The following is a 26137-nucleotide window of genomic DNA, read 5'->3' as shown; positions in this document are numbered from 1 at the left end:
TTGACTCAGCGGCCCGAGCCCTGGGCCGCCATCACTTCCTGCGCCACCTGGCGCGGCGCCTCGGCATAGTGCTTGAACTCCATGCTGTAGGTCGCGCGCCCCTGGGTCAGCGACCGCAGCGAGGTGGAGTACCCGAACATTTCGGCCAGCGGCACTTCGGCGCGCACCAGTTTGCCGCCGCCACCCGCGATGTCCTCCATGCCCTGCACCATGCCGCGCCGCGAGGACAAGTCGCCCATGACGTTGCCGGTGAAGTCTTCGGGCGTTTCCACCTCGACCTGCATCATGGGTTCCAGCAGCACGGGATCGGCGCGGCGCATGCCTTCCTTGAAGGCCATCGAGCCCGCCATCTTGAAGGCGTTCTCGTTCGAGTCCACGTCGTGGTACGAACCGAAGAACAGCGTCGCCTTCACATCCACCACGGGGTAGCCCGCCAATATGCCGGCGTTCAGCGCTTCGCGTATGCCCTTGTCGACCGCCGGAATGAATTCGCGCGGCACCACGCCGCCCTTGATGGCGTCGACGAATTCATAGCCCTTGCCGGGCTCCTGCGGCTCAAGCTTGAGCACCACATGGCCGTACTGGCCGCGTCCGCCGGATTGCTTGACGAACTTGCCCTCGACCTCGTTGCAGGTCTTGCGTATGGTTTCGCGGTACGCGACCTGGGGCTTGCCCACCGTGGCCTCGACGCCGAACTCGCGCTTCATGCGATCGACCAGGATCTCCAGGTGCAGCTCGCCCATGCCGGAAATGATGGTCTGTCCGGACTCTTCATCCGTGCGCACGCGGAAGGACGGATCCTCCTGCGCCAGGCGGCCCAGCGCGATGCCCATTTTTTCCTGGTCTGCCTTGGTCTTGGGCTCCACCGCCTGCGAAATGACGGGCTCCGGAAAGACCATGCGCTCCAGGATGATGATGTGGGCCGGGTCGGTCAGCGTGTCGCCGGTAGTGACGTCCTTGATGCCCACCGCCGCGGCGATGTCGCCCGCGTAGACCTCGGTGATTTCGCGCCGTTCATTGGCGTGCATCTGCAGGATGCGCCCCAGGCGTTCCCGCTTTTCCTTGATGGGATTGAAAACGGAGTCGCCCGACTTCACCACGCCGGAATAGACGCGGAAGAACACCAGCTGGCCGACGAAGGGGTCGGTCATGATCTTGAAGGCCAGCGCCGAGAACGGTTCGTTGTCGGTGGGATGCCGTTCGATTTCGTGGTCGCGCTGGTCATGGCCCTTGATCGCGGGTACGTCCACCGGCGAAGGCATGTAGTCGATGACCGCATCCAGCATGGCCTGCACGCCCTTGTTCTTGAACGCGCTGCCACAGAGCATGGGGACGATTTCGTTGGCGATGGTGCGCATGCGCAGACCCTGCTTGATCTCGTCTTCGGTCAAGGGTTCGCCCGACAGGTATTTTTCCAGCAGGGTTTCGTTGGCTTCAGCCGCCTTCTCCACCATCTTGTCGTGCCATTCCTGGGCCTGCGCCTGCATTGCGGCGGGGATGTCGCGGTACTCGAAGCGCACGCCCTGGCTGGCCTCGTCCCAGATGATGGCCTTCATCTTGACCAGGTCGATCACGCCTTCGAAATGGTCCTCGGCGCCCACCGGCAGCTGGATGGGCACGGCGTCGCCCTTCAGGCGCTCGGCGATCTGGCGCTGCACGCGCAGGAAGTCCGCGCCGACCCGGTCCATCTTGTTGACGAAGGCCAGCCTCGGCACCTTGTACTTGTTGGCCTGGCGCCAGACGGTTTCCGACTGCGGCTGCACGCCGCCCACGGCGTCGTAGACCATGACCGCGCCATCCAGCACGCGCATGGAGCGTTCGACCTCGATGGTGAAATCGACGTGGCCCGGCGTGTCGATGATGTTGATGCGGTGTTCGGGATAATTACCCGCCATGCCCTTCCAGAAGGCGGTGGTGGCGGCCGACGTGATGGTGATGCCGCGCTCTTGTTCCTGCTCCATCCAGTCCATCACGGCGGCGCCGTCGTGCACCTCGCCAATCTTGTGGGTGATGCCGGTATAGAAGAGGATGCGCTCGGTGGTCGTCGTCTTGCCCGCGTCGATGTGGGCGCTGATGCCGATATTGCGGTAAAGCTCGATACGCGTCTTGCGAGTCATGGCCTCTTCCCTTGCAGTGAACTACCGGGCGAAGACGGCAAGCCCGACCGGGCCTTGCCGCGGCGGGCGCCATGCCGCGTAGGGTGCTTGAGAATCGCGGAACCGCGCCCGCACTGATGCGTAAATATTACGCGCGGCGCGCCAGGAAACAAGCCTAGTCCCTGCAAAGGCCAAGGATAAAAAAAGCCCCTCCAGCGGGAGGGGCTCGGTAGCCATGCACCAGCCTGGGGCAGCTCCGTAGAGCATTCCGCGGCGGTCGATGCGACAGGCTACTTCTTTTCTTCCTTGACGCGATACACCAGCACTGCCGTGCTGGCCAGCGACAGGACCTTGGCGGTGACGCTGCCCAGCAGCAGGCGCGACAGGCCGCTGCGGCCGTGGCTGCCGATGAAGATCAGGTCGCAGCCGGCGTCGGCGGCGGCTTGCACGATGCCGTCGGCAACGTTGAAGTTCGACACGGCGCGCGACTCGGACTTCACGCCAGCGGTGTCGGCGCGGTCGGTGATCTGCTTGAGGTACTTGTCGGCCTGCTCGGCGGAGGCCTTTTCGTAGTCTTCGTCGGTGATGGCGTAAGCGGCAGCCATGCCGTCAAAACCGATCGTTGCCGCGAAAGGCTGGGTCACGTAGAGCGCGACGACTTCAGCGCCCACGGAACGCGCAAAGCAAATGCCGGCATTGGCGGCTTGGGCCGAGAGCGGAGAACCGTCGGTGGGAATCAGGATCTTCTTGAACATCTTGCCTGCTCCTGTTTGTGAGGTACCTCCATGCTACCGGAAACGCGCCAGGTTCACATCAACCGAACCCAGCGCGCCTTGACGCGCGTCAAGCCTGCGTTCAACCCAGCTGCTGGGCGGCGGCGAACAGATTGGTGCAGCGGGTGCCGGTGCGGCAGTACGCCAGGACCGGGCCGGGCAGCGTGCGCAACAGCTCGGCGAAACGCACCACGTCGGCGGCGGTCATGGCGCTGCCCACGACGGGCTGGTACTCGATCTGCAGGCCGGCGGCCAGGGCGGCCTTGGACACGTCTGCGGCGGTGGGCTGGTCCGGGCCGCCTTCGAAATCGGGACGGTTGATGATCACGCTCTTGTAGCCGGCGGCGGCGACGTCCGCCATGTCGTCCGGGCCGAGCTGGGGCGCGACGGCGAAATTCTGGGTCAGGGGTTTGATGGGTGCGGACATGGCGGTTCCTTCAATGGCTTCAAAGAGACAGCTTTCTATTATTGATTGCTGGAGACGTTTTGCGCGAAGATTTTTTCCAGATCGGTCCAGACGCCCCGATGATCGGCGATCGTGACCGAAAAGCGCAGCATCGTCGACGGCGCCTGGGACGGGGAAAACAGCGTGCCCGGCGCCAGCAGCATGCCGTGGTCGGCCGCCACGCGCGCCAGCGCCTCGGTATCGCGACCGTAGTCGGCCCAGACGAACATGCCGGCGTGCGGCTCGTGATGCACCGTCAGGCCCAGTTTCAGCAGTCCTTTCAGGCACCGCTGGCGGGCATCGTCCACCCGCAGGCGCACGCGCTCGATGTGGCGGCGGTACTGCCCTTCCATCAGCACCCGGTGGATCACCCGCTCGCCGAGTTCTGGCGAGGTCAGGCCGGCCAGCATCTTCAGGTCGGCGAGCTTCTGCAGGATCTCGGGATTCGCGGCCAGATAGCCCACCCGCAGGCTGGCCGCCAGCATCTTGGAATAGCCGCCCACCAGGATCACCCGCTTCAGGCGGTCCAGCGCGGCCAGCTTCATGGCGCCGCCTGGATGCAGTTCGCCGTAGGTGTCGTCCTCGACCACCAGGAAATCGTGGCGTTCGGCGATGCGCAGGATGTCGTAGGCGGCGCCGGCCGACAGCGTGTGGCCGGTGGGGTTGTGCACCGAACCGTTGATGATGAAGAGCTTGGGCTTGTGCTGGGCCGCCAGCTGTTCGAGCAGCGCCGTGTCGGGGCCGTCCGGGCCGCGCGGCACGCCGATCAGGCGCGCGCCGAAGGCGGCCAGCCGGCCGAAGATGACGAACCATGCCGGGTCTTCGACCAGTACGGTGTCGCCCGGTTTGACCAGGTGCCGCGCGATCAGGTCCAGCCCGTGCGTGACGCCGTTGGTCGTGAGCAGATTGAGTTCCGGATGCGCAGGCACGCCGTCGTTCTGCAGGAAGGCGGCGATCTGCTGGCGCAAGGGGCCGAAGCCCTGGGGATGCCCATAGCTGACCAGATGGCCGCGTACGGAGCGGCCCACGGCGCGCACCGCGCCTGCCACCATCTCGGGGTCCAGCCAGTCCGCGGGCAGCAGTCCCGCGCCGCCGGGCATGCCTGAAGGATTGGTGTCGCGGAACATGCTGCGCAGCAGCCAGGCGACGTCGATCCGCGCAGGCGGCGTGAACGCCGCGGGCGCCGCGCTGGCCACGGCGGCCAGTTGCCCGCTGCGCGCCCGTACGAAGAATCCCGCGCCGCGCCGCGACTGCACCAGGCCGCGGGCCACCAGGCGGTCGTAGGCCTCGACCACGGTGAAGCGGCTGACGCCCGACTGTTCGGCCATCTTGCGGATCGACGGCAGGCGGGTGCCGGGCCGCAGGCCCTGTTCATCGATGCGGCGCGCCAGCCCGTCGGCCAATTGCGCCACCAGGGTGGCGTCGGCCTGGCGCACGGGCTGCCAAGGCATGGAGGCGGTCGCGGCGGAAGCAACTGTCATGGGGATTTCACCAGGCCAGTGATTAAAGTGATATGCAAAAGTGTACCGGTACTGTACCGACAACTATGCGTAGAGTGACAGCAATGCCGAAAACCCGCAATAGCGGATGGGCGCGATGCCCGCGGCGTTCCCCTACCTTGGTGGCTGCGATGACCCGTCCCGCTTTCTATCCGACCTCTCAGGCTGCGCCTGGCGCGCCCGCTGGGCTGTGGGAGGGGTACGGCTATGGTTTTCTGGGGGTGCTGGTCTTTTCCCTGACGCTGCCCATGACGCGCCTGGCGGTCGGCGAGCTGGCGCCGCTGCTGGTGGGACTGGGCCGCGCGCTGCTGGCGGCCGTGCCGGCGGTTGCCGTGCTCTGGCTGACGCGCGCCCGCCGGCCCAACCGTGAGGAATGGCCCGGCGTGATCCTGGCCGCCCTGGGCATCGTGGTGGGCTGGCCGCTGGCGTCCTCGCTCGCCATGCAGACCGTGCCCGCGTCGCAGGGCGCCGTCTTCAATGGGCTGCTGCCCCTGTCGACCGCGGCCTTTGCCGCGCTGCGCAGCGGTGAGCGCCCCTCGCCCGCCTTCTGGGCCTGGGCCGTGCTGGGCGCCGCGCTGGTGACGGCCTATGCGCTGCGCCAAGGCGAAGGCGCCCTGCAGACGGGCTATCTGTGGCTGCTGCTGGCCGTGTTGCTGGGCGGCCTGGGCTATGCCGAAGGCGCGCGCGCTTCCCGCACGCTGGGCGGCGGGCGCACCATCTGCTGGGCCCTGGTGATCAGCGCACCCGTGGTGGCCGCGCCAGTCGGCTGGATGGCGGCGCAGCAGGCCAGCTGGCCCAGCGCCCCGGTGATCTACGCCAGCGCCTATCTGGCGCTGGGATCGATGTTCCTGGGCTTTTTTGCCTGGTATCGCGGCCTGGCCGTGGGCGGCATCGCCCGGGTCGGCCAGGTGCAGTTGCTGCAACCGTTCCTGACGGTGGTGGCGGCCGCATTGTTGTTTGGCGAATCGGTGGAACCGGCGACGTATGTCTTCGCCGCTGCCGTGATCGCCGTCATCGCCGGCGGACGCCGCGCCATCGTCAGGACCAAAGAATGAATCTGCTCCCCTCCAACTGGGCCGACGTGCCTCTGATGTCCCTGTCCTTGCTGGGCCCCCTGGCCATGTTCGCGCTGGTCAGCTCCATTACGCCCGGACCCAACAACGTAATGCTGGCCTCGTCCGGCCTGAATTTCGGCTTCCGCCGCAGCGTGCCGCATCTGCTGGGCGTGAACCTGGGCTTCACCTTCATGATCTTCCTGGTGGGCATCGGACTGGGCTCGGTGTTCCAGCAGGTGCCGCAGTTGTACACCGTGCTGAAGTACGCGGGCGCGGCCTATCTGCTGTACCTGGCGTGGAAGATCGCGAATTCAGGTGAAATGGACGACGGCGAGACGCGCGGCAAGCCGTTCACCTTCCTGCAGGCCGCCGCCTTCCAGTGGGTCAACCCCAAGGCCTGGGTCATGGCCGTGGGCGTGATCGCCACCTACACGCCGCAGAACGGTTTCTTCGCCAATCTGGTCATCGCCACCGTAGTCTGCGGCATCGTCAACCTGCCCAGCATCGGCATCTGGGTGACCTTCGGCACGGCGCTGCGCCGCGTGCTGCACAAGCCCTGGGCGATCCGCGCCTTCAATGTGGGCATGGCGCTGCTGCTGGTAGCGTCGCTGTATCCGGTGGCGCTGGAAATGCTGCACTGACGCGGCCCTCAGGCCAGCAATCCCACAACCACGGCGGGCGTGACCAGCACATTGAACAGGCCCGCCATCACCATCACCAGGCCCGCGACGGCGCCCTCATCGGCCGCCAGCTCGCGGGCCTTGGCCGTTCCGGCGCCATGCGCGCCCATGCCGAACAACGCGCCGCGCGCCAGCGCCGATCGCAGCGGCAGCCAGCGCCGCATCAACTGGCCCATGGCCGCGCCGAACACGCCCGTAACGATCACGAAGACGGCGGTCAGGTCCGGCACGCCGCCCACGTGCGACGACACGGCCACCGCGAACGGCGTGGCCACCGAACGCGGCAGCAGGCTCAGGCGCAGGTCCGGCGACAGGCCCAGCAAGCTGCCCAGCATCCAGGCGCTGGCGCCTGCGATCAGGCTGCCCACCGCCACGCCCGCCACCAGCACGGGCCAGTAGCGGCGGATCAGCGCGCGCTGTTCATACAAGGGCAGCGCGAAGGCGACGATGACCGGCCCCAGCATCGCCATCAGCCAGTGCGACCCCGCCATGTAGTCCCGGTAGCCGGTGTGCAGCGCAAGCGCAAGCGCCAGCAACAGCGCGGGCGCCACCACCAGGGTCGACGTGCACCAGTAGGCGTAGCGCCGGTAGAACAGGCGCGCGCAGACATAGGCCAGCACCGTCGCGGCGGGCCAGAACAACAAGTTGAAATCAGCTGGCATGGCGGTTCATCCAGCGGTAGCAGAGATCGATGGTCAAGGCCGTGCCCGTCATCACCAGGGCCGTGCCCAGCAGGATGACGGCCAGCAGCTTCAGGCCTAGCACGCCCAGGAATTCGCGGTGGTCCAGCAGCGACATGACGGCCGGCACGAAGAACAGCAGCATCTCGCCCAGCAGCCAGCTGGCGCCGCGATGTACGTTGCGCACCCGCAGGCGGCGCGTGGCCAGCAGCAACAGCACCAGCGCCATGCCGATGACGCCGCCCGGCACGGGCAGCCCCAGCAACTGGGCCAGCGCCTGACCCAGCAGGGAGAAGAGGACCAGCAGGCAGATTTGCAGCACGCGGCTGCGGCGCAGCTTGCTGCGTAGAAGAATGGCGAGGCGTGGGCGAGACATGAGACGAAGTTCCTGCGGCAAGCAGATGTTTTACGCCTGCGCCGCCCATAGATAAAATGAATTCATTGAATTCATGCCATTCCAATAAGGCATAAACATGGAACTGCGTCCCCTGCGCGCCTTGGTCGAAGTGGTCCGCCAGGGCGGTTTCTCCCAGGCCGCCAAGACCATCTTCGCGACCCAGCCCACCGTGAGCAAAGCGGTGCGGCAGCTGGAAGACGAACTGGGCATGCCGTTGCTGGACCGCCACGCCCAGCCGCCGCGGCTGACCGCCGCCGGCGAAATCGTCTACCGCCGTGCCGTCGCCATGCTGGCGCAGCGCGACGATCTGCACGCCGAGCTGGACGAACTGAAGGGGCTCAAGCGCGGCGTGCTGCGCCTGGGCCTGCCGCCGCTGGGCAGCAGCACGCTGTTCGCACCCATGTTTGCGCGCTTTCGCAGCCGCTATCCGCAGATTGAAATCAGTCTGGTGGAACACGGCAGCCGCCGGCTGGAGGAAATGGTGATGGCCGGCGAGATCGAACTGGCCGCCTCGCTCAAACCGGTGCCCGACATCTTCGAATGGCAGCCCGTGGCGCGCGAGCCGCTGGTGGCGCTGATGCCGGCCGACCACCCCAAGGCGCATGCTGAAACCGTCGGGCTGAGCGACTTGCGGGACACGCCTTTCATTCTGTTCGAGACGGGCTTCGCCCTGAACCGCATCATCCACGACGCCTGTCAGCGCGCCGGCTTCGCCCCTGCCGTTGCCGCGCGCAGCGGCCAGATCGATTTCATCGCGGCGCTGGTGGCGGCCGGCCTGGGGGTGGCCTTCCTGCCGCGCCTGAAGGCCCGCGAAGAGCTGCACGCCGGCGTGGCGCGGGTGCCGCTGCGCGATGCCGGCACGGACTGGGAGATGGTGCAGGTGTGGCGGCGCGGCGGTTACCTGTCGCATGCCGCCCAGGCCTGGCTGGCCCTGACCCGCGAAGTCCATCCCGAAGTATGCTGATGCCGGAACCCAGCCGCCTCGCCCGGGTCAGATAATCCATGCCAGCCTTCCCCCGCCTCTCTCCCCGCCGCCTGTTCGCCGTTGCCCTCTTGGCCGGCGCCAGCGTCGTCGGCTGCACCCAGCTCGATTCCTGGCAGCGGCAGACCATTTTCTCCCCCCAGTCCGAACCGCAAACGTGGTGGCGCGAGCCCGCCGCCGGCACCCAGGTTTACGACCTGACGCTGGCCGGCGGCGACAAGGTGCGCGCCTGGTACTGGCAAAGTCCCCAAGCCGGCGCGCCCACCGTGCTGTACCTGCATGGCGCACGCTGGAACCTGAACGGCAGCGCCTTCCGCATCGACGGCTGGACGCGCATGGGCTATTCCGTGCTGGCTATCGACTACCGCGGCTTCGGCGCCTCGACCCCGCGCCTGCCGTCCGAGGAAAGCGCGCTGGAAGACGCAATGGCCGGGTTGAAGGAGCTGGCCCGCATCCAGCCCGATCCGGCGCGCCGTTTCATCTACGGCCACAGCCTGGGCGGCGCGATCGCGATCGACCTGGCCGCGCGCCCCGAACAACCGGCGTTCGCCGGCCTGATCGTGGAATCCAGCTTCACCAGCATCGGCGCGATGCTTGCCACGCTGCGCTGGGGCAAGGTGCCCGGCGCCAGCCTGCTGGTCACGCAGCCGTTCGCCTCGGTGGAAAAGCTTGCGCGCATGCACACGCCCATGCTGTTCATGCACGGCACCGCCGACCGCGTGGTGCCGCACACCATGAGCGACGAGCTCTACGCCGCCGCCAGCAACGTCGCGCCCGAGCTCAAGCGCCTGGTCAAGATCGAAGGCGCCTCGCATTCCGGCGCCTTCCGCAGCGGCGCGCAGTATGAAACCGCGGTGAAGACTTTCATGCAGGACGCGAGCCGCGCGTATCCGCGCAAGGCAGGCTGACAGCCCTCCGCGTCGACGCGGCGGGCTCGGACTGCCTGCCCATGCCTCCTTAGCGCGCTTCCCTTTCGTGACCCGCCCCGCGGAAAGACACGCGCCGCGCTGGCCCCACGCCGAAAGCAATGCCCTCTTGGGAAATCCCCCCGGGTTGACCCGCCCCGGGAAATCCCCGAATCAAAATATCTTCTAAATATATTTATCAGATATTAGACTTTGCACCTGCTCGCCGCTCCGCCATTGAAGCGACGGCATCTTGAGGAGAAGCCAGTTGAGTAACGTGCATTGGCAGGGCGTCTTCCCTGCCGTAACGAGTAAGTTCCATGCCGACGAGACCCTCGACTTCGAGGCGATGCGCAAGCACTTCGGCTTCCTGATCGACAACGGCGTACACGGCCTGGTCACTTGCGGTTCGCTGGGCGAAGCCAGCACCCTGACCCTGGAAGAAAAGCTGGAAGTGACGCGCTGCGCGGTGGAAGTCAGCGGCGGCCGCATTCCGGTCCTGGCCAACGTGTCCGAGACCAGTACCCGCGAAGCGCTGCGCTTCATCAAGGCCGCCGTGGAACTGGGCGTGGACGGCTTCATGCTGATGCCCTCGCTGATCTACGTGGCGGACTCGCGCGAAGCGATGCAGAGCATCCGCACGATGGCCGAGGCCGCGCAGAAGCCCTGCATGATCTACAACAACCCCGTCGCGTACCGCGTGGATCTCAAGCCCGAGCACATGGCCGAACTGGCCGACTGCAAGTGGCTGGTCGCCATCAAGGAAAGCAGCGACGACGTGCGCCGCCTGACCGACCTGCGCAACGCGCTAGGCACGCGCTATCAGCTGTTCATCGGCGTGGACGACCTGTCGTTCGAGGCGCTGGCGCTGGGCGCGGACGGCCTGCTCGCCGGGCTGGTCACCGCCTTCCCGCGCGAAACCGTGGCCCTGTACGACCTGATGAAGGCCGGCAAGTGGCAGGAAGCGCTGGCGCTGTACCAGTGGTTCACGCCGCTGTTGCACCTGGATGTCTCGACCAAGCTGGTGCAGAACATCAAGCTGGCCGAGACCCTGGCCGGCGTGGGCAATGAGCACGTGCGCCGCCCGCGCCTGCCGCTGGCCGGCGCCGAACGCGAACGCTGCGCCGCCATCATCCAGGCCTCTCTGGCCAAGCGCCCCGCGCAGTACCAGTCGAAGTAAGGCCGGGCTCCGGAAGAAGCACGAACCTCCTGGCGCGTGGCGGGACCGCGACGCGCCAGGGCCTGTCCCCAGCAAGCCCAACGGACATCATGCAAAGCGACATCATTCTTCAGACACGGGGCCTGAGCAAGGAATTCCGCGGCTTCGTGGCCGTCAACAACGTCGACATGAGCGTGCGCCGCGGCGCCATCCACGCGCTCATCGGCCCCAACGGCGCGGGCAAGACCACCTTCTTCAATCTGCTGACCAAGTTCCACATCCCGACGCGCGGCGAGATCCTGTACGACGGCGTGGACATCACGCAGGAACGCCCCGCGCAGACCGCGCGCCGCGGCATCGTGCGCTCGTTCCAGATTTCCGCCGTCTTTCCGCAACTGTCGGTGCGCGAGAACGTGCGCGTGGCCCTGCAGCGCAAGCTGGGCGTGGACTATTGCTTCTGGCGGTCGGAACGCACGCTGGAAAGCCTGCACCACCGCGTCGAGGAACTGCTGGATCAGGTCGGCCTGCGCACGCACCTGGACGTGGCCGCGGGCGACCTGCCCTATGGCCGCAAGCGCACGCTGGAAATCGCGACCACCCTGGCGCTCGAACCCGAGCTGCTGCTGCTGGACGAACCGACGCAAGGCATGGGCCACGAGGACGTGGACCGGGTCAAGCATCTGATCAAGCAGGTCAGCGCGGGCCGCACCATCCTCATGGTCGAACACAACATGAAAGTGGTGGCGGACATCTCCGACACCATCACCGTGCTGCAGCGGGGCGAGATCCTGGCCGAAGGCCCCTACGCGACCGTATCGGAAAACCCGGCGGTGCGCGAAGCCTACATGGGAGCCGAAGATGAATGAAGCCGCCGCAGCCTCCAGCATGCTGGAGATCCGCAACCTGCACGCCTGGTACGGCGAATCGCACATCCTGCACGGCATCGATCTGGACGTGAAGCCCGGCGAATGCGTGACCCTGCTGGGCAGGAACGGCGCGGGCCGCAGCTCCACGCTGAAGTCCATCCTGGGCCTGGTGGGCCGGCGCAGCGGCTCGATCAGGATCCAGGGCCAGGAGACCGTCGGCCTGCCGCCCCACAAGATCGCGCGCCGCGGCATCGGCTATTGCCCTGAAGAGCGCGGCATCTATGCATCCTTGACCGCCGAGGAAAACCTCATGCTGCTGCCCTCGGTAGGGCCGGACGGCATGTCGGTGGCAGAGATCTACGACATGTTCCCCAACCTGAAAGAACGCGCGCACAGCCCCGGCACGCGCCTGTCGGGCGGCGAACAGCAGATGCTGGCGATGGCGCGCATCCTGCGCACCGGCGCCCGCCTGCTATTGCTGGATGAAATCACGGAAGGCCTGGCCCCCGTCATCGTGCAGTCCCTGGGCCGCGTGATCCGGCAATTGAAAGAGCGCGGCTACACCACAGTGCTGGTCGAGCAGAACTTCCGCTTTGCCCAGCACCTGGCCGACCGCCATTACGTCATCGAGCACGGCCAGGTGGTGGCGGTGATAGACCGCGCCGAAGTCCAGCAATCGCAGGACAGGCTGAACGCCCTGCTCGGCATTTGAGTTTTCCAGACGCATTCCTTCCGACCGCAGTCCCCTTCCTACACGGAGCGTAGTCAGATGAAATTGAATCGAATCTCAGCAGCGCTGTTCGCCATCGGCATGATCGGCGCCGCCCAGGCCCAGACCAAGGTCAGCGATGACGTGGTCAAGATCGGCGTCCTGACCGACCTGTCCGGCGTCTATTCCGACCTGGCCGGCAACGGCTCCGTGATCGCGGCCCGCATGGCCGCCGAGGAAATGGGCAACAAGGTGCTGGGCAAGCCGGTGGAAGTGGTTTCCGCCGACCACCAGAACAAGCCCGACGTCGCGGCCAACCTGGCCCGCGAATGGTTCGACCAGGGCAAGGTCGACATGATCACCGACTTCCCCACCGCGTCCACCGCGCTGGCGGTGATGGAAATCGCCAAGCAGAAGAACCGCGTGACCATGCCGTCGGCGGGCCTGTCCACCGCGATCCTGGGCGAAAAGTGCTCGCCGTTGAACGCCCAATGGACCACCAACACCTACGCCCTGGCCGCCGGCACCGCGCGCGCGCTGGTCAAGGAAGGCAAGAAGAGCTGGTACTTCATCACCGCCGACTACACCTTCGGCCACTCGCTCGAAAAGGACGGCACCGAAGTCATCCAGGAGAACGGCGGCAATGTGGTGGGCGTGTCGCGCCATCCCTTTCCCGGCAACGACTTCTCTTCGTTCCTGCTGAAGGCGCAGGCCTCCAAGGCCGACGTGATCGCGCTGGCCAACGCCGGCAACGACACGGTCAACGCGGTCAAGCAGGCCAACGAGTTCGGCATCAACAAGAAGCAGATCGTGGCGCCGCTGCTCACCTACATCTCGGACGTGCACAGCATGGGCCTGGCCAAGGCGCAGGGCATGTACCTGACCGAAGCCTTCTATTGGGACTATGACGACGCTTCGCGCGCCTGGGCCCAGAAGTTCTTTGAAAAGGCCAAGAAGATGCCGACCGCCTCGCAGGCCGGCGTGTATTCGGCCACGCTGTCGTACCTGAAGGCGATCGAAGCCGCCGGCACCGACGACGCACCCGCCGTGATGGCCAAGCTGCGCGAAATGACCATCAACGACGCCGTGATCCGCAACGGCAAGCTGCGCGCCGACGGCGCGCTGGTGCACGACATGCTGCTGCTGCAGGTCAAGACGCCCAAGGAGTCCAAGGCGCCGTGGGACTACTACAACGTGAAGTCGGTGCTCAAGGGCGAGGACGTGTTCCCCAAGCCCCAGGCCGCGTGCTCGTTGAACAAGACCTGATGCCGCCACGCGCCGCACGCACAGCGTGCGGCGCCGGCTGCCATGGCCGCGGCGCACCGCCGCGCGCTTCCCGGAAATCGACGCGACACCTTTCCGCCCGCCGCCTACCATGTTCGACATCTCGCTTTCCGCCTTGCTCGCCCAACTGCTGGTGGGTCTGATCAACGGCTGCTTCTACGCCATCCTCAGCATGGGGCTGGCCATCATCTTCGGCTTGCTCAACATCGTCAATTTCACGCACGGCGCCCAGTTCATGATGGCGGCGTTCCTGGCCTGGATCGGCTTCACCCAGCTGCCGCAGTTGCTTGGGCCGGGCGTGCAGATCAACTTCTGGGCCGCGCTGATCCTGGCTCCCCTGCTGGTGGGGCTGGTGGGCGTCGTGATCGAGAAGACGCTGCTCAAGCGCCTGTACCACCTGGACCACCTGTACGGCCTCTTGCTGACCTTCGGCATCGCGCTGATGATGGAAGGCGGCTTTCGCTACTTCTACGGCATTTCAGGGGTGGGCTATGAGCCGCCCGAGGTTCTGCAGGGCGGCTTCGACCTGGGCTTCATGTTCCTGCCGGCCTATCGCGCGTTCGTGGTGGTGGCGTCCCTGGTGCTGTGCCTGGCCACCTGGTATCTGTTCGAACGCACCCGCCTGGGCGCCATGCTGCGCGCCGGCACCGAGAACCCCAGGCTGCTGCAGGCTTTCGGCGTGAACGTGCCAGTGATGATCACCCTGACCTACGGCTTCGGCGTGGCGCTGGCCGGCGTGGCCGGGGTGCTGGCCGCGCCCGTCATGCAGATCAACCCGCTGATGGGCTCGAACCTGTTGAACATCGTGTTCGCCGTGGTCGTGATCGGCGGGCTGGGCTCCATCATGGGCGCCATCGTCACCGGGCTGACGCTGGGCCTGCTGGAAGGGCTGACCAAAGTGTTCTATCCCGAAGCCTCGACGGTGGTCGTCTTCATCGTCATGGCGATCGTTCTGCTGACGCGCCCCGCCGGCCTGTTCGGCAAGGAGAAATAAGGTGCAGCGCATACCCTCCTCGATCCGCATCCTGGCGCTGCTGCTGGTGCCGGCCCTGCTGGTGCCGCTTTTCCCGCAGATCGTCTATCCCGTGTTCGTCATGAAGGTGCTGTGCTTTGCGCTGTTCGCGCTGGCCTTCAACCTGCTGACCGGTTTTACCGGCCTGGTGTCGTTCGGCCATGCCGCCTTCTTCGGCTGGGCCGGCTACGCGGCCGGCGAAATGATGATCCTGTTCGGCGCCCGCGGCCTGCCGCCCGAGATCGCCATCGCTTGCGGCGTGGCCATGGCCGCGGCCATCGGCTGGGCCATCGGCTGGCTGGCGATCCGGCGCACCGGCATCTATTTCGCGATGATCACGCTGGCGCTGTCGCAGGTGGCGTACTTCATGGCGGTGCAGGTGGGCTGGACGCGCGGCGAGGACGGCATGCAGGGCATCCCGCGCGGAAAGTTCCTGGGCCTGGTGGACCTGAGCGTGGACGCCAACATGTATTACTTCACGCTTGGGGTCTTCCTGCTGGGCTTTCTGTTCGTCTACCGGGTGATCCATTCGCCCTTCGGCCAGGTGCTCAAGACCATCCGGGACAACGCGCCGCGCGCCATATCGCTAGGTTACGATACAGACCGGTGCAAGCTGCTGGCCTTCGTGCTGTCGGCCTCGGTGGCCGGCCTGGCCGGTTCGCTGAAGGCGCTGGTGCTCCAGCTGGTTGCATTGAACGACGTTTCGCTCGCCACCTCCACCGAGGTGCTGCTGATGACGCTCCTGGGCGGCATCGGCACGGTATGGGGGCCGGTGGTGGGCGCGACGCTGGTCGTCAGCTTGCAGAACTATCTTGCCACCCTGGGCGACATCGTCACCATCGTCATCGGACTGATTTTCGTGTTGTGCGTGTCGTTCTTCCGGCGCGGATTCGTCGGCGAATGGCTGGCCTACACGCAGTGGCGCAAAACGAAGGAAAACAACAGTTGATGGCAGCAGCAGAATCCAAACGGCGCGCCGCCGATGTCGCCTACGACCAGATCGAAAGCATGATCGCCACGCTGCAATTGCAGCCGGGCAGCGCGGTCGTGGAAGCGGATCTGGTGGAAATGACCGGCCTGGGACGCACGCCGCTGCGCGAGGCGCTGCTGCGCATGGTGGCCGCCGGGCTGATACGCCAGGAACCGCGGCGCGGCCTGCGCGTGTCCATGATCCAGCTGGCAGACCACATGGACCTGATCCAGACCCGCCGGGCGCTGGAGCAGCTGATCGCGGCCAGCGCCGCGCGCCGCGCCACCCCGGCGCAGCGCAGCCAGATCGTGGATTGCGCGGCGCAGATGATCCAGGCGGCGGAAGGCGGCAATCTCGACAACTACATGCATGCCGACCAGATGCTGGACCACGTCTGCCACCAGGCCTGCCGCAACGCCTCGGCCGTGAATGCGGTGGCCCCTTTGATCATCCAGTGCCGCCGCTTCTGGTACGCCTACCAGCACGAGGGCGACATCGCCGAGGGCGCTCGCCGCCACATGCTGATGGCCGAGGGCATCGCCACCGGCAACGAGTCCGCGGCCATCAAGGGCGCGGACTCGCTGATGGACTACCTGGAGATGTTCACGCGCAAGGTGATTGACGCGTGACGGCCGGCGCGGCCTGCCCTTTGCGGCGGGCCAGCCACTGCAGGACCCGTGGCCGCGAGCGGTCATAGGCCAGGTTGTAGAGGAAGGCGTAGGGCAGATAGAACAGCACCAGCGCGATATCCAGCACAAAGGCCTGCCACAGGCTGATGTCTAGCCACCAGGCCGCCAGCGGGATCACGATCAGGATCAGGCCCAGCTCGAAGCCGAAGGCATGCACCACGCGCAGCCGCAGCGTGCGGGTCCAGCCCATGCGGTACTCGATGCGGTCAAAGCCGGCGTTGTAGATCATGTTCCAGACCAGCGCGATCCAGGCGATCACTGCCGTCAGCACGCCCATTTCGAACAGGGACTTGCCCATGGCCCAGGCGGCCGCCGGGGCGCACAGGCCGATGGCGATGATTTCGAACAGAAAGGCGTGGAGGAAACGTTCTTTAATGGATTTCTTGGCTTGCGTCATGACCCACCTGCGGTCGGTTGATACTCAGTGGCAGGGATTCTCGACGATATTTCCGTTACCATAAAGATAGTTTTCATCGGAAAAACCGATAACATCGGACATCCCACCCATGCGCCACTCCCTGGAATCCCTGGCGGCGTTCGCCCAGGTCGCCTCCGAAGGCACGTTTTCGGCTGCCGCCCGCAAGCTCGGGAAAAGCCAGTCCACGGTCAGTGAAACCATCGCCAACCTGGAAGTGGACCTGAACGTGACATTGTTCGACCGCAGCCAGCGCCAGCCCGCGCTGACCGAGGCCGGCCAGGTCCTGCTGGGCCAGGCCCTGCAAGTGCTGGCTGCCAACGATCGGCTGAACCGCAGCGCCAGCCAGCTGGCCGAGGGCCTGGAGCCCCGGCTGACGGTGGTGCTGTCCGACACGTTCCAGTCCGAGACCTTCGACACCATGCTCAGCCAGATCGACCAGCGCTATCCGGCGCTGCGCTTCGAATGCCTGATCGCGGAATACGAGGACGTGGTGGCGCTGGTGCAGCAGGGCCGCGCGCACCTGGGACTGATGGCCGCCCAGGACAGCTACCCGCCCGACGTGGCGCACGCGACGCTGGCAGAGCTGTCTGAGATCGTCCTGTGCGTGGGCCGCGGGCATCCGCTGGCCCAGCTGCCGCAGGTCACGCAAGACCAGCTGAAGTCCGAACGCGCGCTACGCCTGAGCACTTACGAGCTGGGCGACAAGGACGCCGAGCCTGCCTATGCGACCTGGTCGGCGCCCGGCTATCTGATGCTGCTGGAAATGGCCAGCCGCGGATTCGGCTGGACCGAGCTGCCGCGCTGGATGATCCAGCGCTTCGGCCAGGATCAGCTGGTGGAGTTGAAGTCGCCGGGCTGGCCGCGCCACATCCGCGTCGATGCGGTCTGGTCACGGCGGCGCGCGCTGGGACCTGCGGGCGCCTGGCTGCTGCAGAGCCTGACGGGCGGCTAGAGCCAGCCCGCGCCGCAACGACCTTGCAGCCGATCAGCGCGCCGTGGCCGGCAAGCGCGAGATATGCACCCCGTTGGCGTTGAGCCAGTCGCCCAGCTTGGGGCTGGCCAGCACGTCGAATTCCGCGCGGCGCTGGCGTGACATGGCGCAGCCGTCCTGGTTGCCCATGGCCGGATGGCACATGAGCAGGTCGCAGTCGCGCGCATTGAACAGCCAGTTCTGCAGCAGATCCGCATAGCGGCGCTTGCCGCCTGCGAAACCATAGACGCCCAGCAGCCGGCGGTTGGTGCGCATGCCATCCTGGCGCGCTTGGCGCGCCAACGCCGCGGCGCCCAGCGCGCCGATGACACGCGCCTTGATGGCCTCCTTCATGGGAATGCCGAACTGCATGCCCGGCGCCGTCTGGCGCAGCCATGGCATACGGGCGCCGTAACGGCGCTTGAGCAGTTGCAGCAGGCGCTCGCGAATGCCGGGCAGTTGATGCACGTGCTGGTGACCGTCGACATAGTCGGGCGCGCGGCCGAACGCGGCCTCGAAGGCGTCGAACTGACGCTCCAGCTGCGCCTCGATCCACCCTCCGTCCAGCCTGCCCGTGTAGGCATTGAGGATCAGCCGGCTCAGCGTCGGCATGGGCTCGGCGCCGGGCATGAGCGATTCGGTGAAGTTCACATGCAGGCCGATATCCACGTTCAGCGGCGCCAGCCGCCTCGCATTGGCCGCGAACGAAGGGCCCAGCGCGAGGCAGCTGACCGCGCTCAGGCGGCCCATGCCGGCCAGCGCAATCATGCCTTCATCGATGTCGGCATTCATGCCAAAATCGTCCCCGCAGACAACGATACGTTTGCTCATCGCTATACCTCTGACTTCCTTATCTTCACGGCTTTCATGCGCGCCCTGCTGCAACAAGTAAGCACTTTCATTGCTGTCGGATGCGCGGCCGCAGCCACCCATTGGGCTGTCGCCGTGGGTTGCGTCGAACTCTTCCGCCTGCCGCCCCTGGCCGCCAACCTCGTGGGCTGGCTGATCGCCTTCGCAGTGTCCTTCGCCGGCCATTACCGGCTTACATTCCGACATTCCAAAACTCCCTGGACGGTAGCAGCGCGCCGTTTCTTCTTTGTGTCAGCCGCAGGCTTTCTCATCAACGAAGCCACCTACGCCTGGCTACTGCACAACACTGCCATCCGCTACGACATCCTGCTGGCGCTGATCCTGCTCGGGCTTGCCGTGGCGACTTTCATCGTCAGCCGGTTCTGGGCATTCCGCCACAAACCCGCTGCCTGAACGCCGCGTCCACGTCGACGCGCCACATCACGTACTTCACGCTGCTCACCACCGGCGCCAGCCCCTGCAGCGGCGGATAGGTGGGGTTGTCGGCCGCAGTGCCCCACACCCAGAAACGCGCGCCTTGCTCCGCCTGGCACAGACGCGCGGTGAACTCCGCGGGACTGAGCAATACCTCTCCGCCCGTCTCGGGATCGAACTGGGCGGCGTCGTACAACTCCTTGCGCCAGTTGTCGCGCACGGGGACCTCCGGGTTGCGCCAGTCGTCCACCACCCACGCAGGACGCGCCGCCCTTGCGTAGAGCGCCAGATCGAAGGGATAGGTGTGCAGCGAGACGAACGTATCGTCCGGCCGCGCCTGTTCCCGCACCACCCTGGCCAGCGGCTCCGCGCTGCCGCGCGCGTTGTTCGCCGCAATGGCCACCGCGATGACGCAGATGCCCGCCGCCAGGACCGCGCTCAGGCGCACCAGGCGAGTTGCACCCTCGGCATCGGCGCGCCTGGCCCCCTGGATCACTTCAGCCAGCAGAAAAGCCAGCGGCGCCAGCGCCGGCAGGACATAGCCCACGAGCTTGGACTGCGGCAGCGAAAAAAACACGAGCACGACGGCAAACCACACCAAAGCCAGGCGCCGCAGGCTGCGCGTAGGGCCCACCCAGAACGCCTGGCGCAATATGCCGCCGCCCCACAGCGACCAGGGCAGGCTGAGCCCGACAATCACCGGCAGATAAAACCAGAACGGCTGCGCATTGTTGAAGCCGCTGGCCGCGAAACGCTGGAAATGCTGATAGACGAAGAAGTAGTCGTAAAAACCGGGATAGCGCAGCTGCATCAGCAAGAACCACGGCGCCGCCACGGCGATGAACGCCAGCAGCGCGGGCGGCCAGCACAGCGCGGCCAGGCCGCGCCAGCGCCGCTCCCACAGCAGCCAGACCAGCAGGATCGCGCCCGGCAGCGCCAGGCCGATCAAGCCCTTGGCCAAGACCGCCAACGCCGCCAGCACGCCGGCCGCCACCGCCATCGCGCGCCATGCCTGCCCGCGCTCGACGCGCAGCGCCGTGTCCACGGCGGCCAGCACGCATAGCGTGATCAGGCCGGCAACCAGCATGTCCAGATTTGCGAACTGCGCGCCGCCATAGAAGAACGGCATGGTGGCGAGGACCAGCACCGTCAATGCGGCGGTCTCGGTATCTCGGTAGCGCCGCACGAAGCAATACAGGGCCGCCACGGCGCCCCACGCGGCCAGCCAGGAAGGCACCCGCGCCGCCCAGGGATGCACGCCAAACACCGAGAAGGACAGCTCGGTCAGCCAGTAATAGAGCGGCGGCTTGTGGAAGTACGGCATGCCGTCCAGCAAGGGCACCGCATGCGAGCCGCTGCGCAGCATGTCCCAGGCCACGCCTGCATAGCGCCCTTCATCGGGCAGGGTCAGGGGCCTGATCCAGGCCAGGAAGGCAAGCCACGCGCCTATCGCAAGCAGGAAGCGTCCTGCCGGCGGGGTCCAGTCGGAACGCCGCCAGAAAGTCGTGGCGGACATGTCAGCCCAGGCCTTTGCCCGGCCGGGAAGCCTGGCCCTGCCGGCGGCGCACGACGAAGAGCGGCCGTCCCTTCACTTCATCGAAGATGCGGGACACGTACTCGCCCACCACGCCCAAGGAAATCAAATTTACGCCGGCAAAGAACAGCACCGCCGTCACGATGGTCGTCCAACCGGAGACCTGGTTGCCGAAGAACAGGTACTCGCCGACCAGATAGGCCGCGTAGCTCAGCGCCAGCATGGCGAAGGCCACGCCGACCAGGCTGACCAGACGCAGCGGCCAGGTGGTGAAGGCGGTCAGGCCATCCAGCGCCAGCCGGAATAAGCGCATGCTGCCGAAGCGGCTGTCGCCGTGCATGCGTTCCTCGGGGGTATAGGCCAGGGCCTCGCCCTTGAAGCCGACCCAGGCGTACAAGCCCTTCATGAAACGGGTGCGTTCGGGCAGCGCGATCAGCGCGTCCACCACGCTGCGGTCCATCAGGCGGAAGTCGCCCGCGTGCGCCGGCACATCCACGCCGCGCGCGCCGCTCAACAGCTTGTAGAACCAGCGCGCGCCGGTGCGCTTGGCCCAGGACTCGTCGGCGCGGGTCTCGCGCACCGCGTAGACCATTTCGGCGCCGGCGGCCCAGCGCGCCAGCATCTGTTCGATCAAAGCAGGGGGATGCTGCAGATCGGCGTCCAGGCAGATCACGGCATTGCCGGTGGCGGCTTCCAGGCCGGCGCTGATCGCGGCTTCCTTGCCGAAGTTGCGCGACAGCTGCACATAGCGGAAACCGTCGTGTTCGGTCCATTCGGCCATCAGCGCTTCCGTGCCGTCCGTGCTGCCGTCATCGGCCACGATGATCTCCCAGCTGGTGCAAAGCGCCTCCAGGCGGTTGCGCAGCAAAGGCAGCAGGACCCGCAGGTTTTCGCATTCGTTCAGGCAGGGAATCACGCAAGTCACGCAGGCGTCATACGGTACGGGCGCCTCGGCCGCCGGCCATACCGCTTCCAGAGGATACGATTTGGTCAACACTTGCGGGACGGCGGATTCGGACCGGAATTGGATGTGCATGGCTCTAGACTCGGAATGCAGGACTATGGCGAGCAGTATGCGAAGGGTGTCGTTGAATTTTCATAAAATGCGGCGCGCCCGACGATCCGGCAATCCAGGGCGAATTCTAGGGAGCCCCTCCCTGAAAACAATAAAGTCCCGTGAACCTGTGTCCCCAATTTGTGAAGCCCTGTAAAGCCTGAGGCCGTCCGTGCATCGGTAAAATGCGCCCGAGTTTTTTGTTTTCGCAGGTTGTCATGCAATATCAAGTCCGGCTCATGCGGGCCAGCGACGTGGACGCCATCCTGGCTCTCCAGACCCTGGCCTACCCCGGTTTCCTGCTGGAAAGCGCGGATTTCTTCCAGAATCGCCTGGCGCTCGCCCCCGCGCACTGCTGGGTGGCGCAGCCCGCGGCCAGCTCCGATGCGCTGCTGGGCTACCTGATCTCCTATCCCTGGGATGCGGGACTGCCGCCCGCCCTGGACGTCGCGCTCGCGACGCTGCCGGCCGCGGCCGACCACTGGTTCCTGCACGACTGCGCCGTGGCGCCCTCGGCGCAAGGGCTGGGCGTGGGCCAGGCGCTACTGCGCGCCGCCGCCCGCAGCGCGCATGAGGGCGGCTTGCACCGCGCGAGCCTGGTGTCACTGGAATCCGCCGTGGGTTATTGGCAGCGCCACGGCTACCTGCCGGTCAGCGCAGACAGCGCCGATCTGACCGAAAAACTGGCTGGCTACGGGCCGCGCGCGCAATACATGTCGCGCGCATTTCCGCTCTAGCCGCCCCGGCCGTGGCTGCCTGCGCCGCGGCTTTCCGCCCGCCCGGCTTCGCACCGCGCGCCGCCCCCCCTGCCCCCATGTACACCGCCCGCGCGGCGGACGTAACATAAGCCTCAGTCCGTGAGAGGCGGCAGGGTTCAAACAGCCAGAAAGTTCACCGTGCCCTGACAGGGCGCAAAGGTACCTATGATCTCGCTTACGCCCGTTCAATCACTGCTGGCATGCTGCCTCGTCCTGGTCATCGGACGCGTGCTCACCACCAGGATCGGCTTCCTCGCCCGCTACAGCATTCCGGACCCCATCGTCGGCGGTCTCCTGTTCGCCGTACTGGCCTACCTGCTGGCGACCTGGGGCGGCGTGTCCGTCTCGCTGGAAACCAGCATCAAGCCGACCTTGCTGCTGCTGTTCTTCGGCAGCATCGGCCTGACCGCCAACCTCAAGCTGCTGGCCAAGGGCGGTCCCAGGCTGATTGCCTTCCTGCTGGCCCTGATCCCGTTCCTGGTGCTGCAGAACGCCGTCGGGCTGGGCATGGCCTGGCTGCTGGACATGCATCCGCTGATGGGCCTTTTGGGCGGCACGATCACGCTGGTGGGCGGGCATGGCACGGGCGCGGCCTATGCCACGCGCTTCGCCGACTTCAACAACATCCAGGACGTGATGGCGCTGGCAATGACCGCCGCCACCCTGGGGCTGGTGCTGGGCGGCGTGGTGGGCGGGCCGGTGGCCGAATGGCTGATGCGGCGCCACAAGCTGGCCGGCAGCCTGGACCACGCGCCCGGCGACGGCCACGAGCCTGCGGACCTGACGGAAAACGCACCCGCGTCCTCTGCAGGCTCCTACATCGTGTCCCTGACCGCCGCCCTGGTCTGCCTGGTGGTCGGCGGCTACCTGGCCGCCCTGGTCGAGGACGCCCCGGTCAGCCTGCCGAATTTCCTGTGGTGCCTGGCCACGGGCGTACTGATCCGCAACGGCGGCGAAAAGCTGGGTCTGAAGCTGGACGACCGCGCCACCGAAATCATCGGCACCATCTCGCTGTCGCTGTTCCTGGGCATGACGATGATGACGCTGGACCTGTCCAGCGTGGCGCGCCTGGCCGGCCCGCTAGCCCTGATGCTGGCGGTGCAGACCCTGGTGTGCGCGCTGTATGCCGCCTGGGTCGTATTCCGCATGCTCAAGCGCGACTACGAAGCAGCCATCATGTCGGCCGCCTTCTGCGGCTTCGCGCTGGGCGCGACCGCCACCGCCATCGCCAATATGCAGGCGCTGACGCGGCGCCATGGCCCGGCGCCGGAAGCGTTCATCGTCGTGCCGGTCACCGGCGCCTTCCTGGTCGACATCCTCAACGTGATCGTGCTGACCTCGCTGATCTCCTTGCCGTTCGTGGGAGGCATGTGACCATGTTCAAACGTCTTGTCATTCTGAGCTTCTGCCTGCTGCTGGCGGCCTGCGGCCGCGCGCCCGACACCGATGCCCTGCGCGCCGACGTGGAACGCAGCCTGGCCACCGCCTACGGCGCGGATTTGTTCCGCATCGCCGAGATCAAGCGCATGGGCTCGGCCTCGGACAGCAGCGCCCCGGCGGGCGAAACCCGCCGCGTGGTCTATTACGACGTCGAACTGGACCTGGCGCGCAACATCACCCTGGGCGCCTGGGACCAGCCCGGCGCCGCCGCGCTGGTCACGCTGCTGGGCGCAGGTCCGCGCAGCATCAGCGGCGTGAAATCCGGCGGCAACCAGGCCGGCGACCGCATCGTCGCGCACGCCAGCGCCATCTACCGCCAGGAAGGCGACACCTGGAAGCTGGTGACCCCGGCCGGCTTCAAGGCGGCCGAGGCGCCCAACCTGGACACTGGCGCGCCGCCGCCCGTCACGCGCCAGCTGCTGGACACGCTGGACCAGATCACCCATTCGGTTTCCTACAGCGCCTCCAGCACCGCGCAGCACGTGGTGCAGCAGGAACTGGAGCGCTCGGTGGCGCGCATCAACGGCCGCCTGGCCCGCATGCAGCAGGGCTACCCGCTGGCCGGCGGTCCGGACCGTGGCGAGTATGTGGCGTTCGCGCGCGCCCTGAGCGACGTCGCGCGCAAGCAGCAGATCCGGGTCTCACCGCTGATCACGGGCGGCGGCGCCGAGAACATTGCGCTGTTGCGCAGCGGCGACGCGGTGGTGGGGCTGGCCCAGGCCGACACCGCACGACTAGCCTACGACGGCAAGGGGCCGTTCGCGGGCCAGGGACCTTTCACCGGCCTGCGCGCTCTGGGCAGCCTGTATCCGGAAATGGTCCATATCGTGGTGCGCGACGACACCGCCATGCGCGGCGTACGCGATCTCAAGGGCAAGACCATCGCCCTCGGACCGGAAGGCTCGGCGGTGCGCGCCACGCTGGAAACCGTGCTGGCCGCCCACGGCCTGCAGGCCGGCCGCGACTACACCGTGGCCGATACGCCCTTCACCGAGTCCCTGCCTGCACTGAACTCCGGCAAGGTCGACGCCGCCGCCCAGGTCATCGGCGTGCCCGCCACACCCTTGCGCGATGCGCTGACCCAGGCGCGACTGAAGCTGCTGCCGCTGGACCCTGCCGCCATCAAGACGCTGACCGGGGCCGAGGACAACGCGCTGATGCCGCTGGACATCGCCGCCGGCACCTACCCCAACCAGACGGAGCCTATCTCCACCGTGGGCATGGCGGCGCTGCTGCTCACCACCGCGGACCTGACCCGGGACGAGGCCCTGGTGATCGTGCGCGCGGTCTATGTGACCGGGCAGGACCTGCTGGCCGCGGGCTCGGCCCAGGGCGCTCAGGTGGGCCTGGCGACCGCCCGCCGCGGCCTGACCGTGCCGCTGCACGACGGCGCCCAGGAAGGGCTGGCCAAGCTTGAACAGGCCAAGCCGCAATAAAGCCGGTTGCGCTTATGATTGCGCTCCCTACCAGGAATCTCCATGAATAAATTCGATCTGCAGAAAAACCAGGCCCTGAAGCTGGCCGGCCAGCTCAAGCAAGCCTCCACCCCGGACCGCTTCGGCACCGCCTCGCAGGTGCCCGACCGCCGCGAACAGCGCAAGCTGGACCAGGCCGCCGGCCTGGTGCCGTTCCCGCTGAAGCTGTCGCAAGCCCACGCCGACAAGCTGCGCGCCCTGGCGGCCGAACGCGGCGTGTCCACCAACGACATCGTGGCCGAAGTGCTGCAAAACGCGCTGGACAAGTAAGCGCATGCACATCTGGGTCGATGCGGACGCCTGCCCCGCAGTCATCAAGGACATCCTGTTCCGCGCCGCCCAGCGCTGGCAGCTGCCGCTGACGCTGGTGGCCAACCAGATGCTCTACACCCCGCCCTCCCCGCTGATCCGCGCGGTGCAGGTGCCGCGCGGCTTCGACGTCGCCGACGCCCACATCGCCGAGCGCGCATCCGAGGGCGACCTGGTGATCACCGGCGACATCCCGCTGGCCGCGCAAGTCCTGGAGAAAGGCGCAATGGCCCTGAACCCGCGCGGCGAACGCTATACGCCGGAAACGATCCGGGAGCGGCTGGCGCTGCGGGACATGATGGAAGAGCTGCGGGCCAGCGGCGTGGATACCGGCGGCCCGGCCGCATTCAGCCAGGCCGACCGCAAGGCCTTCGCAAACCAGCTGGACACGCTGCTGGCGCGCGCGGCGCGCAAGACGCAGCAGGGCTGAAGTCCGGCCGGCCGCGGCTGGCGGTCAATAGAAGGTGATGTAGGCCTTGTAGATGATCGTGCCCAGGGCCGTGATCAGGCCTATGCCCATCAGCCCCATGCCGAGATTGCGGTCGCGCAGCCCGAAACCGATCAGCATGAGCGCCACCCCGGCGCCGATGATGATCAACATGGTAGTGGTGTGCTCGGACATGACCTTCTCCTGTTCGCCTACGCCTGGCCCCACGGGCCAAAGCCTTTGTTATCCATGATAGTCAGGCTTGCA

Annotated in this window: 29 protein-coding genes; 18 read left to right on the top strand and 11 right to left on the bottom strand. The window is 66.7% G+C overall.

What is annotated here, in order from left to right:
- Window positions 1–5 precede the first annotated feature (5 nt).
- From fusA to AC1RHV_RS27250, 4 genes are all read right to left on the bottom strand, one after another.
- Window positions 6–2117, bottom strand: coding sequence for an elongation factor G (fusA, locus tag AC1RHV_RS27265; RefSeq protein ID WP_054458492.1), 2112 nt, complete (start codon window positions 2115–2117; stop codon window positions 6–8).
- A 269-nt stretch (window positions 2118–2386) separates the two neighbouring features.
- Window positions 2387–2851, bottom strand: a complete 465-nt coding sequence (locus AC1RHV_RS27260; protein ID WP_013391481.1) for a universal stress protein — start codon at window positions 2849–2851, stop codon at window positions 2387–2389.
- 100 nt (window positions 2852–2951) lie between these two features.
- Window positions 2952–3296, bottom strand: coding sequence for a protein tyrosine phosphatase family protein (locus tag AC1RHV_RS27255; protein ID WP_042796377.1), 345 nt, complete (start codon window positions 3294–3296; stop codon window positions 2952–2954).
- 38 nt (window positions 3297–3334) lie between these two features.
- On the bottom strand, window positions 3335–4795 hold the full coding sequence (locus AC1RHV_RS27250) for an aminotransferase-like domain-containing protein (RefSeq protein ID WP_054458490.1): 1461 nt from the start codon (window positions 4793–4795) through the stop codon (window positions 3335–3337).
- Between the two features lie 149 nt (window positions 4796–4944).
- Here AC1RHV_RS27250 and AC1RHV_RS27245 point away from each other — a divergent pair, with 149 nt between their 5' ends.
- Both AC1RHV_RS27245 and AC1RHV_RS27240 read left to right on the top strand, forming a co-directional pair.
- Window positions 4945–5868: a DMT family transporter gene (locus AC1RHV_RS27245; protein ID WP_306650888.1), complete on the top strand. Its 924-nt coding sequence runs from the start codon at window positions 4945–4947 to the stop codon at window positions 5866–5868.
- Window positions 5865–6509, top strand: a complete 645-nt coding sequence (locus tag AC1RHV_RS27240) for a LysE family translocator (protein ID WP_054458487.1) — start codon at window positions 5865–5867, stop codon at window positions 6507–6509. The genes AC1RHV_RS27245 and AC1RHV_RS27240 overlap by 4 nt, the downstream gene beginning before the upstream one ends.
- Before the next feature lie 8 nt (window positions 6510–6517).
- On the opposite strand, the gene AC1RHV_RS27235 is transcribed toward AC1RHV_RS27240, so the two are convergent.
- A complete protein-coding gene (locus AC1RHV_RS27235) occupies window positions 6518–7210 on the bottom strand; it encodes an LrgB family protein (RefSeq protein ID WP_054458486.1) in 693 nt (230 codons plus the stop codon).
- Window positions 7200–7604, bottom strand: a complete 405-nt coding sequence (locus tag AC1RHV_RS27230; protein WP_054458484.1) for a CidA/LrgA family protein — start codon at window positions 7602–7604, stop codon at window positions 7200–7202. Before AC1RHV_RS27230 ends, AC1RHV_RS27235 begins: the two co-directional genes overlap by 11 nt.
- Before the next feature lie 97 nt (window positions 7605–7701).
- On the opposite strand from AC1RHV_RS27230, the gene AC1RHV_RS27225 reads away from it, so the two are divergent.
- From AC1RHV_RS27225 to AC1RHV_RS27185, 9 genes are all read left to right on the top strand, one after another.
- A complete protein-coding gene (locus AC1RHV_RS27225; protein WP_054458482.1) occupies window positions 7702–8589 on the top strand; it encodes a LysR family transcriptional regulator in 888 nt (295 codons plus the stop codon).
- 38 nt (window positions 8590–8627) lie between these two features.
- Window positions 8628–9515, top strand: coding sequence for an alpha/beta hydrolase (locus AC1RHV_RS27220; protein WP_119450679.1), 888 nt, complete (start codon window positions 8628–8630; stop codon window positions 9513–9515).
- Between the two features lie 265 nt (window positions 9516–9780).
- The gene (locus AC1RHV_RS27215) at window positions 9781–10692 is read left to right on the top strand and encodes a dihydrodipicolinate synthase family protein (protein ID WP_054458478.1); all 912 of its coding nucleotides are present in this window, start codon (window positions 9781–9783) and stop codon (window positions 10690–10692) included.
- 89 nt (window positions 10693–10781) lie between these two features.
- Window positions 10782–11537 carry an ABC transporter ATP-binding protein gene (locus tag AC1RHV_RS27210; RefSeq protein ID WP_082401334.1) on the top strand — a complete coding sequence of 252 codons (756 nt, stop codon included), beginning with the start codon at window positions 10782–10784 and terminating at the stop codon, window positions 11535–11537.
- The gene (locus tag AC1RHV_RS27205) at window positions 11530–12249 is read left to right on the top strand and encodes an ABC transporter ATP-binding protein (protein ID WP_054458474.1); all 720 of its coding nucleotides are present in this window, start codon (window positions 11530–11532) and stop codon (window positions 12247–12249) included. Before AC1RHV_RS27210 ends, AC1RHV_RS27205 begins: the two co-directional genes overlap by 8 nt.
- Window positions 12250–12306: 57 nt before the next feature.
- A complete protein-coding gene (locus tag AC1RHV_RS27200) occupies window positions 12307–13512 on the top strand; it encodes an ABC transporter substrate-binding protein (RefSeq protein WP_054458472.1) in 1206 nt (401 codons plus the stop codon).
- 109 nt (window positions 13513–13621) lie between these two features.
- Window positions 13622–14524: a branched-chain amino acid ABC transporter permease gene (locus AC1RHV_RS27195; protein WP_054458471.1), complete on the top strand. Its 903-nt coding sequence runs from the start codon at window positions 13622–13624 to the stop codon at window positions 14522–14524.
- 1 nt (window position 14525) lies between these two features.
- Complete coding sequence (locus AC1RHV_RS27190) at window positions 14526–15491, top strand: branched-chain amino acid ABC transporter permease (RefSeq protein WP_119450682.1); 966 nt, start codon at window positions 14526–14528, stop codon at window positions 15489–15491.
- Window positions 15491–16141 (top strand): GntR family transcriptional regulator, encoded by a 651-nt coding sequence (locus AC1RHV_RS27185; protein WP_054458468.1) that lies wholly within the window; start codon window positions 15491–15493, stop codon window positions 16139–16141. The genes AC1RHV_RS27190 and AC1RHV_RS27185 overlap by 1 nt, the downstream gene beginning before the upstream one ends.
- On the opposite strand, the gene AC1RHV_RS27180 is transcribed toward AC1RHV_RS27185, so the two are convergent.
- Entirely contained in the window at window positions 16116–16598 is a 483-nt protein-coding gene (locus tag AC1RHV_RS27180; protein WP_492302302.1) for a multidrug/biocide efflux PACE transporter, read from the bottom strand. The two genes, AC1RHV_RS27185 and AC1RHV_RS27180, sit on opposite strands and share 26 nt — an antisense overlap.
- A gap of 109 nt (window positions 16599–16707) precedes the next feature.
- On the opposite strand from AC1RHV_RS27180, the gene AC1RHV_RS27175 reads away from it, so the two are divergent.
- A complete protein-coding gene (locus AC1RHV_RS27175) occupies window positions 16708–17571 on the top strand; it encodes a LysR family transcriptional regulator (RefSeq protein WP_054458464.1) in 864 nt (287 codons plus the stop codon).
- Window positions 17572–17604: 33 nt separating this feature from the next.
- Here the strand turns inward: AC1RHV_RS27175 and AC1RHV_RS27170 are convergent, their stop codons facing one another.
- Window positions 17605–18420: a ChbG/HpnK family deacetylase gene (locus tag AC1RHV_RS27170; protein WP_175213117.1), complete on the bottom strand. Its 816-nt coding sequence runs from the start codon at window positions 18418–18420 to the stop codon at window positions 17605–17607.
- A gap of 36 nt (window positions 18421–18456) precedes the next feature.
- Here AC1RHV_RS27170 and AC1RHV_RS27165 point away from each other — a divergent pair, with 36 nt between their 5' ends.
- Window positions 18457–18852, top strand: a complete 396-nt coding sequence (locus AC1RHV_RS27165) for a GtrA family protein (protein WP_082401333.1) — start codon at window positions 18457–18459, stop codon at window positions 18850–18852.
- Here the strand turns inward: AC1RHV_RS27165 and AC1RHV_RS27160 are convergent.
- On the bottom strand, window positions 18812–20389 hold the full coding sequence (locus AC1RHV_RS27160) for an ArnT family glycosyltransferase (protein WP_492302301.1): 1578 nt from the start codon (window positions 20387–20389) through the stop codon (window positions 18812–18814). The two genes, AC1RHV_RS27165 and AC1RHV_RS27160, sit on opposite strands and share 41 nt — an antisense overlap.
- Before the next feature lies 1 nt (window position 20390).
- The gene (locus AC1RHV_RS27155) at window positions 20391–21443 is read right to left on the bottom strand and encodes a glycosyltransferase family 2 protein (protein ID WP_119450685.1); all 1053 of its coding nucleotides are present in this window, start codon (window positions 21441–21443) and stop codon (window positions 20391–20393) included.
- 257 nt (window positions 21444–21700) lie between these two features.
- Here AC1RHV_RS27155 and AC1RHV_RS27150 point away from each other — a divergent pair, with 257 nt between their 5' ends.
- The 5 genes from AC1RHV_RS27150 (at window position 21701) to AC1RHV_RS27130 (ending at window position 25873) form a co-directional block, all read left to right on the top strand.
- Window positions 21701–22198, top strand: coding sequence for a GNAT family N-acetyltransferase (locus tag AC1RHV_RS27150; protein WP_175213178.1), 498 nt, complete (start codon window positions 21701–21703; stop codon window positions 22196–22198).
- 186 nt (window positions 22199–22384) lie between these two features.
- The gene (gene gltS, locus AC1RHV_RS27145) at window positions 22385–23593 is read left to right on the top strand and encodes a sodium/glutamate symporter (RefSeq protein ID WP_054458457.1); all 1209 of its coding nucleotides are present in this window, start codon (window positions 22385–22387) and stop codon (window positions 23591–23593) included.
- Window positions 23590–25095 (top strand): TAXI family TRAP transporter solute-binding subunit, encoded by a 1506-nt coding sequence (locus AC1RHV_RS27140; RefSeq protein ID WP_492302300.1) that lies wholly within the window; start codon window positions 23590–23592, stop codon window positions 25093–25095. Before gltS ends, AC1RHV_RS27140 begins: the two co-directional genes overlap by 4 nt.
- A gap of 42 nt (window positions 25096–25137) precedes the next feature.
- Complete coding sequence (locus tag AC1RHV_RS27135) at window positions 25138–25404, top strand: hypothetical protein (protein ID WP_054458453.1); 267 nt, start codon at window positions 25138–25140, stop codon at window positions 25402–25404.
- A gap of 4 nt (window positions 25405–25408) precedes the next feature.
- On the top strand, window positions 25409–25873 hold the full coding sequence (locus AC1RHV_RS27130; protein ID WP_054458451.1) for a YaiI/YqxD family protein: 465 nt from the start codon (window positions 25409–25411) through the stop codon (window positions 25871–25873).
- 24 nt (window positions 25874–25897) lie between these two features.
- On the opposite strand, the gene AC1RHV_RS27125 is transcribed toward AC1RHV_RS27130, so the two are convergent.
- On the bottom strand, window positions 25898–26065 hold the full coding sequence (locus AC1RHV_RS27125) for a hypothetical protein (RefSeq protein WP_042796365.1): 168 nt from the start codon (window positions 26063–26065) through the stop codon (window positions 25898–25900).
- Between the last annotated feature and the right edge of the window lie 72 nt (window positions 26066–26137).

This window comes from Achromobacter sp. GW823-FHT04E03 (genome assembly GCF_058796095.1).
This window is presented reverse-complemented; position numbering and strand designations above follow the sequence as displayed.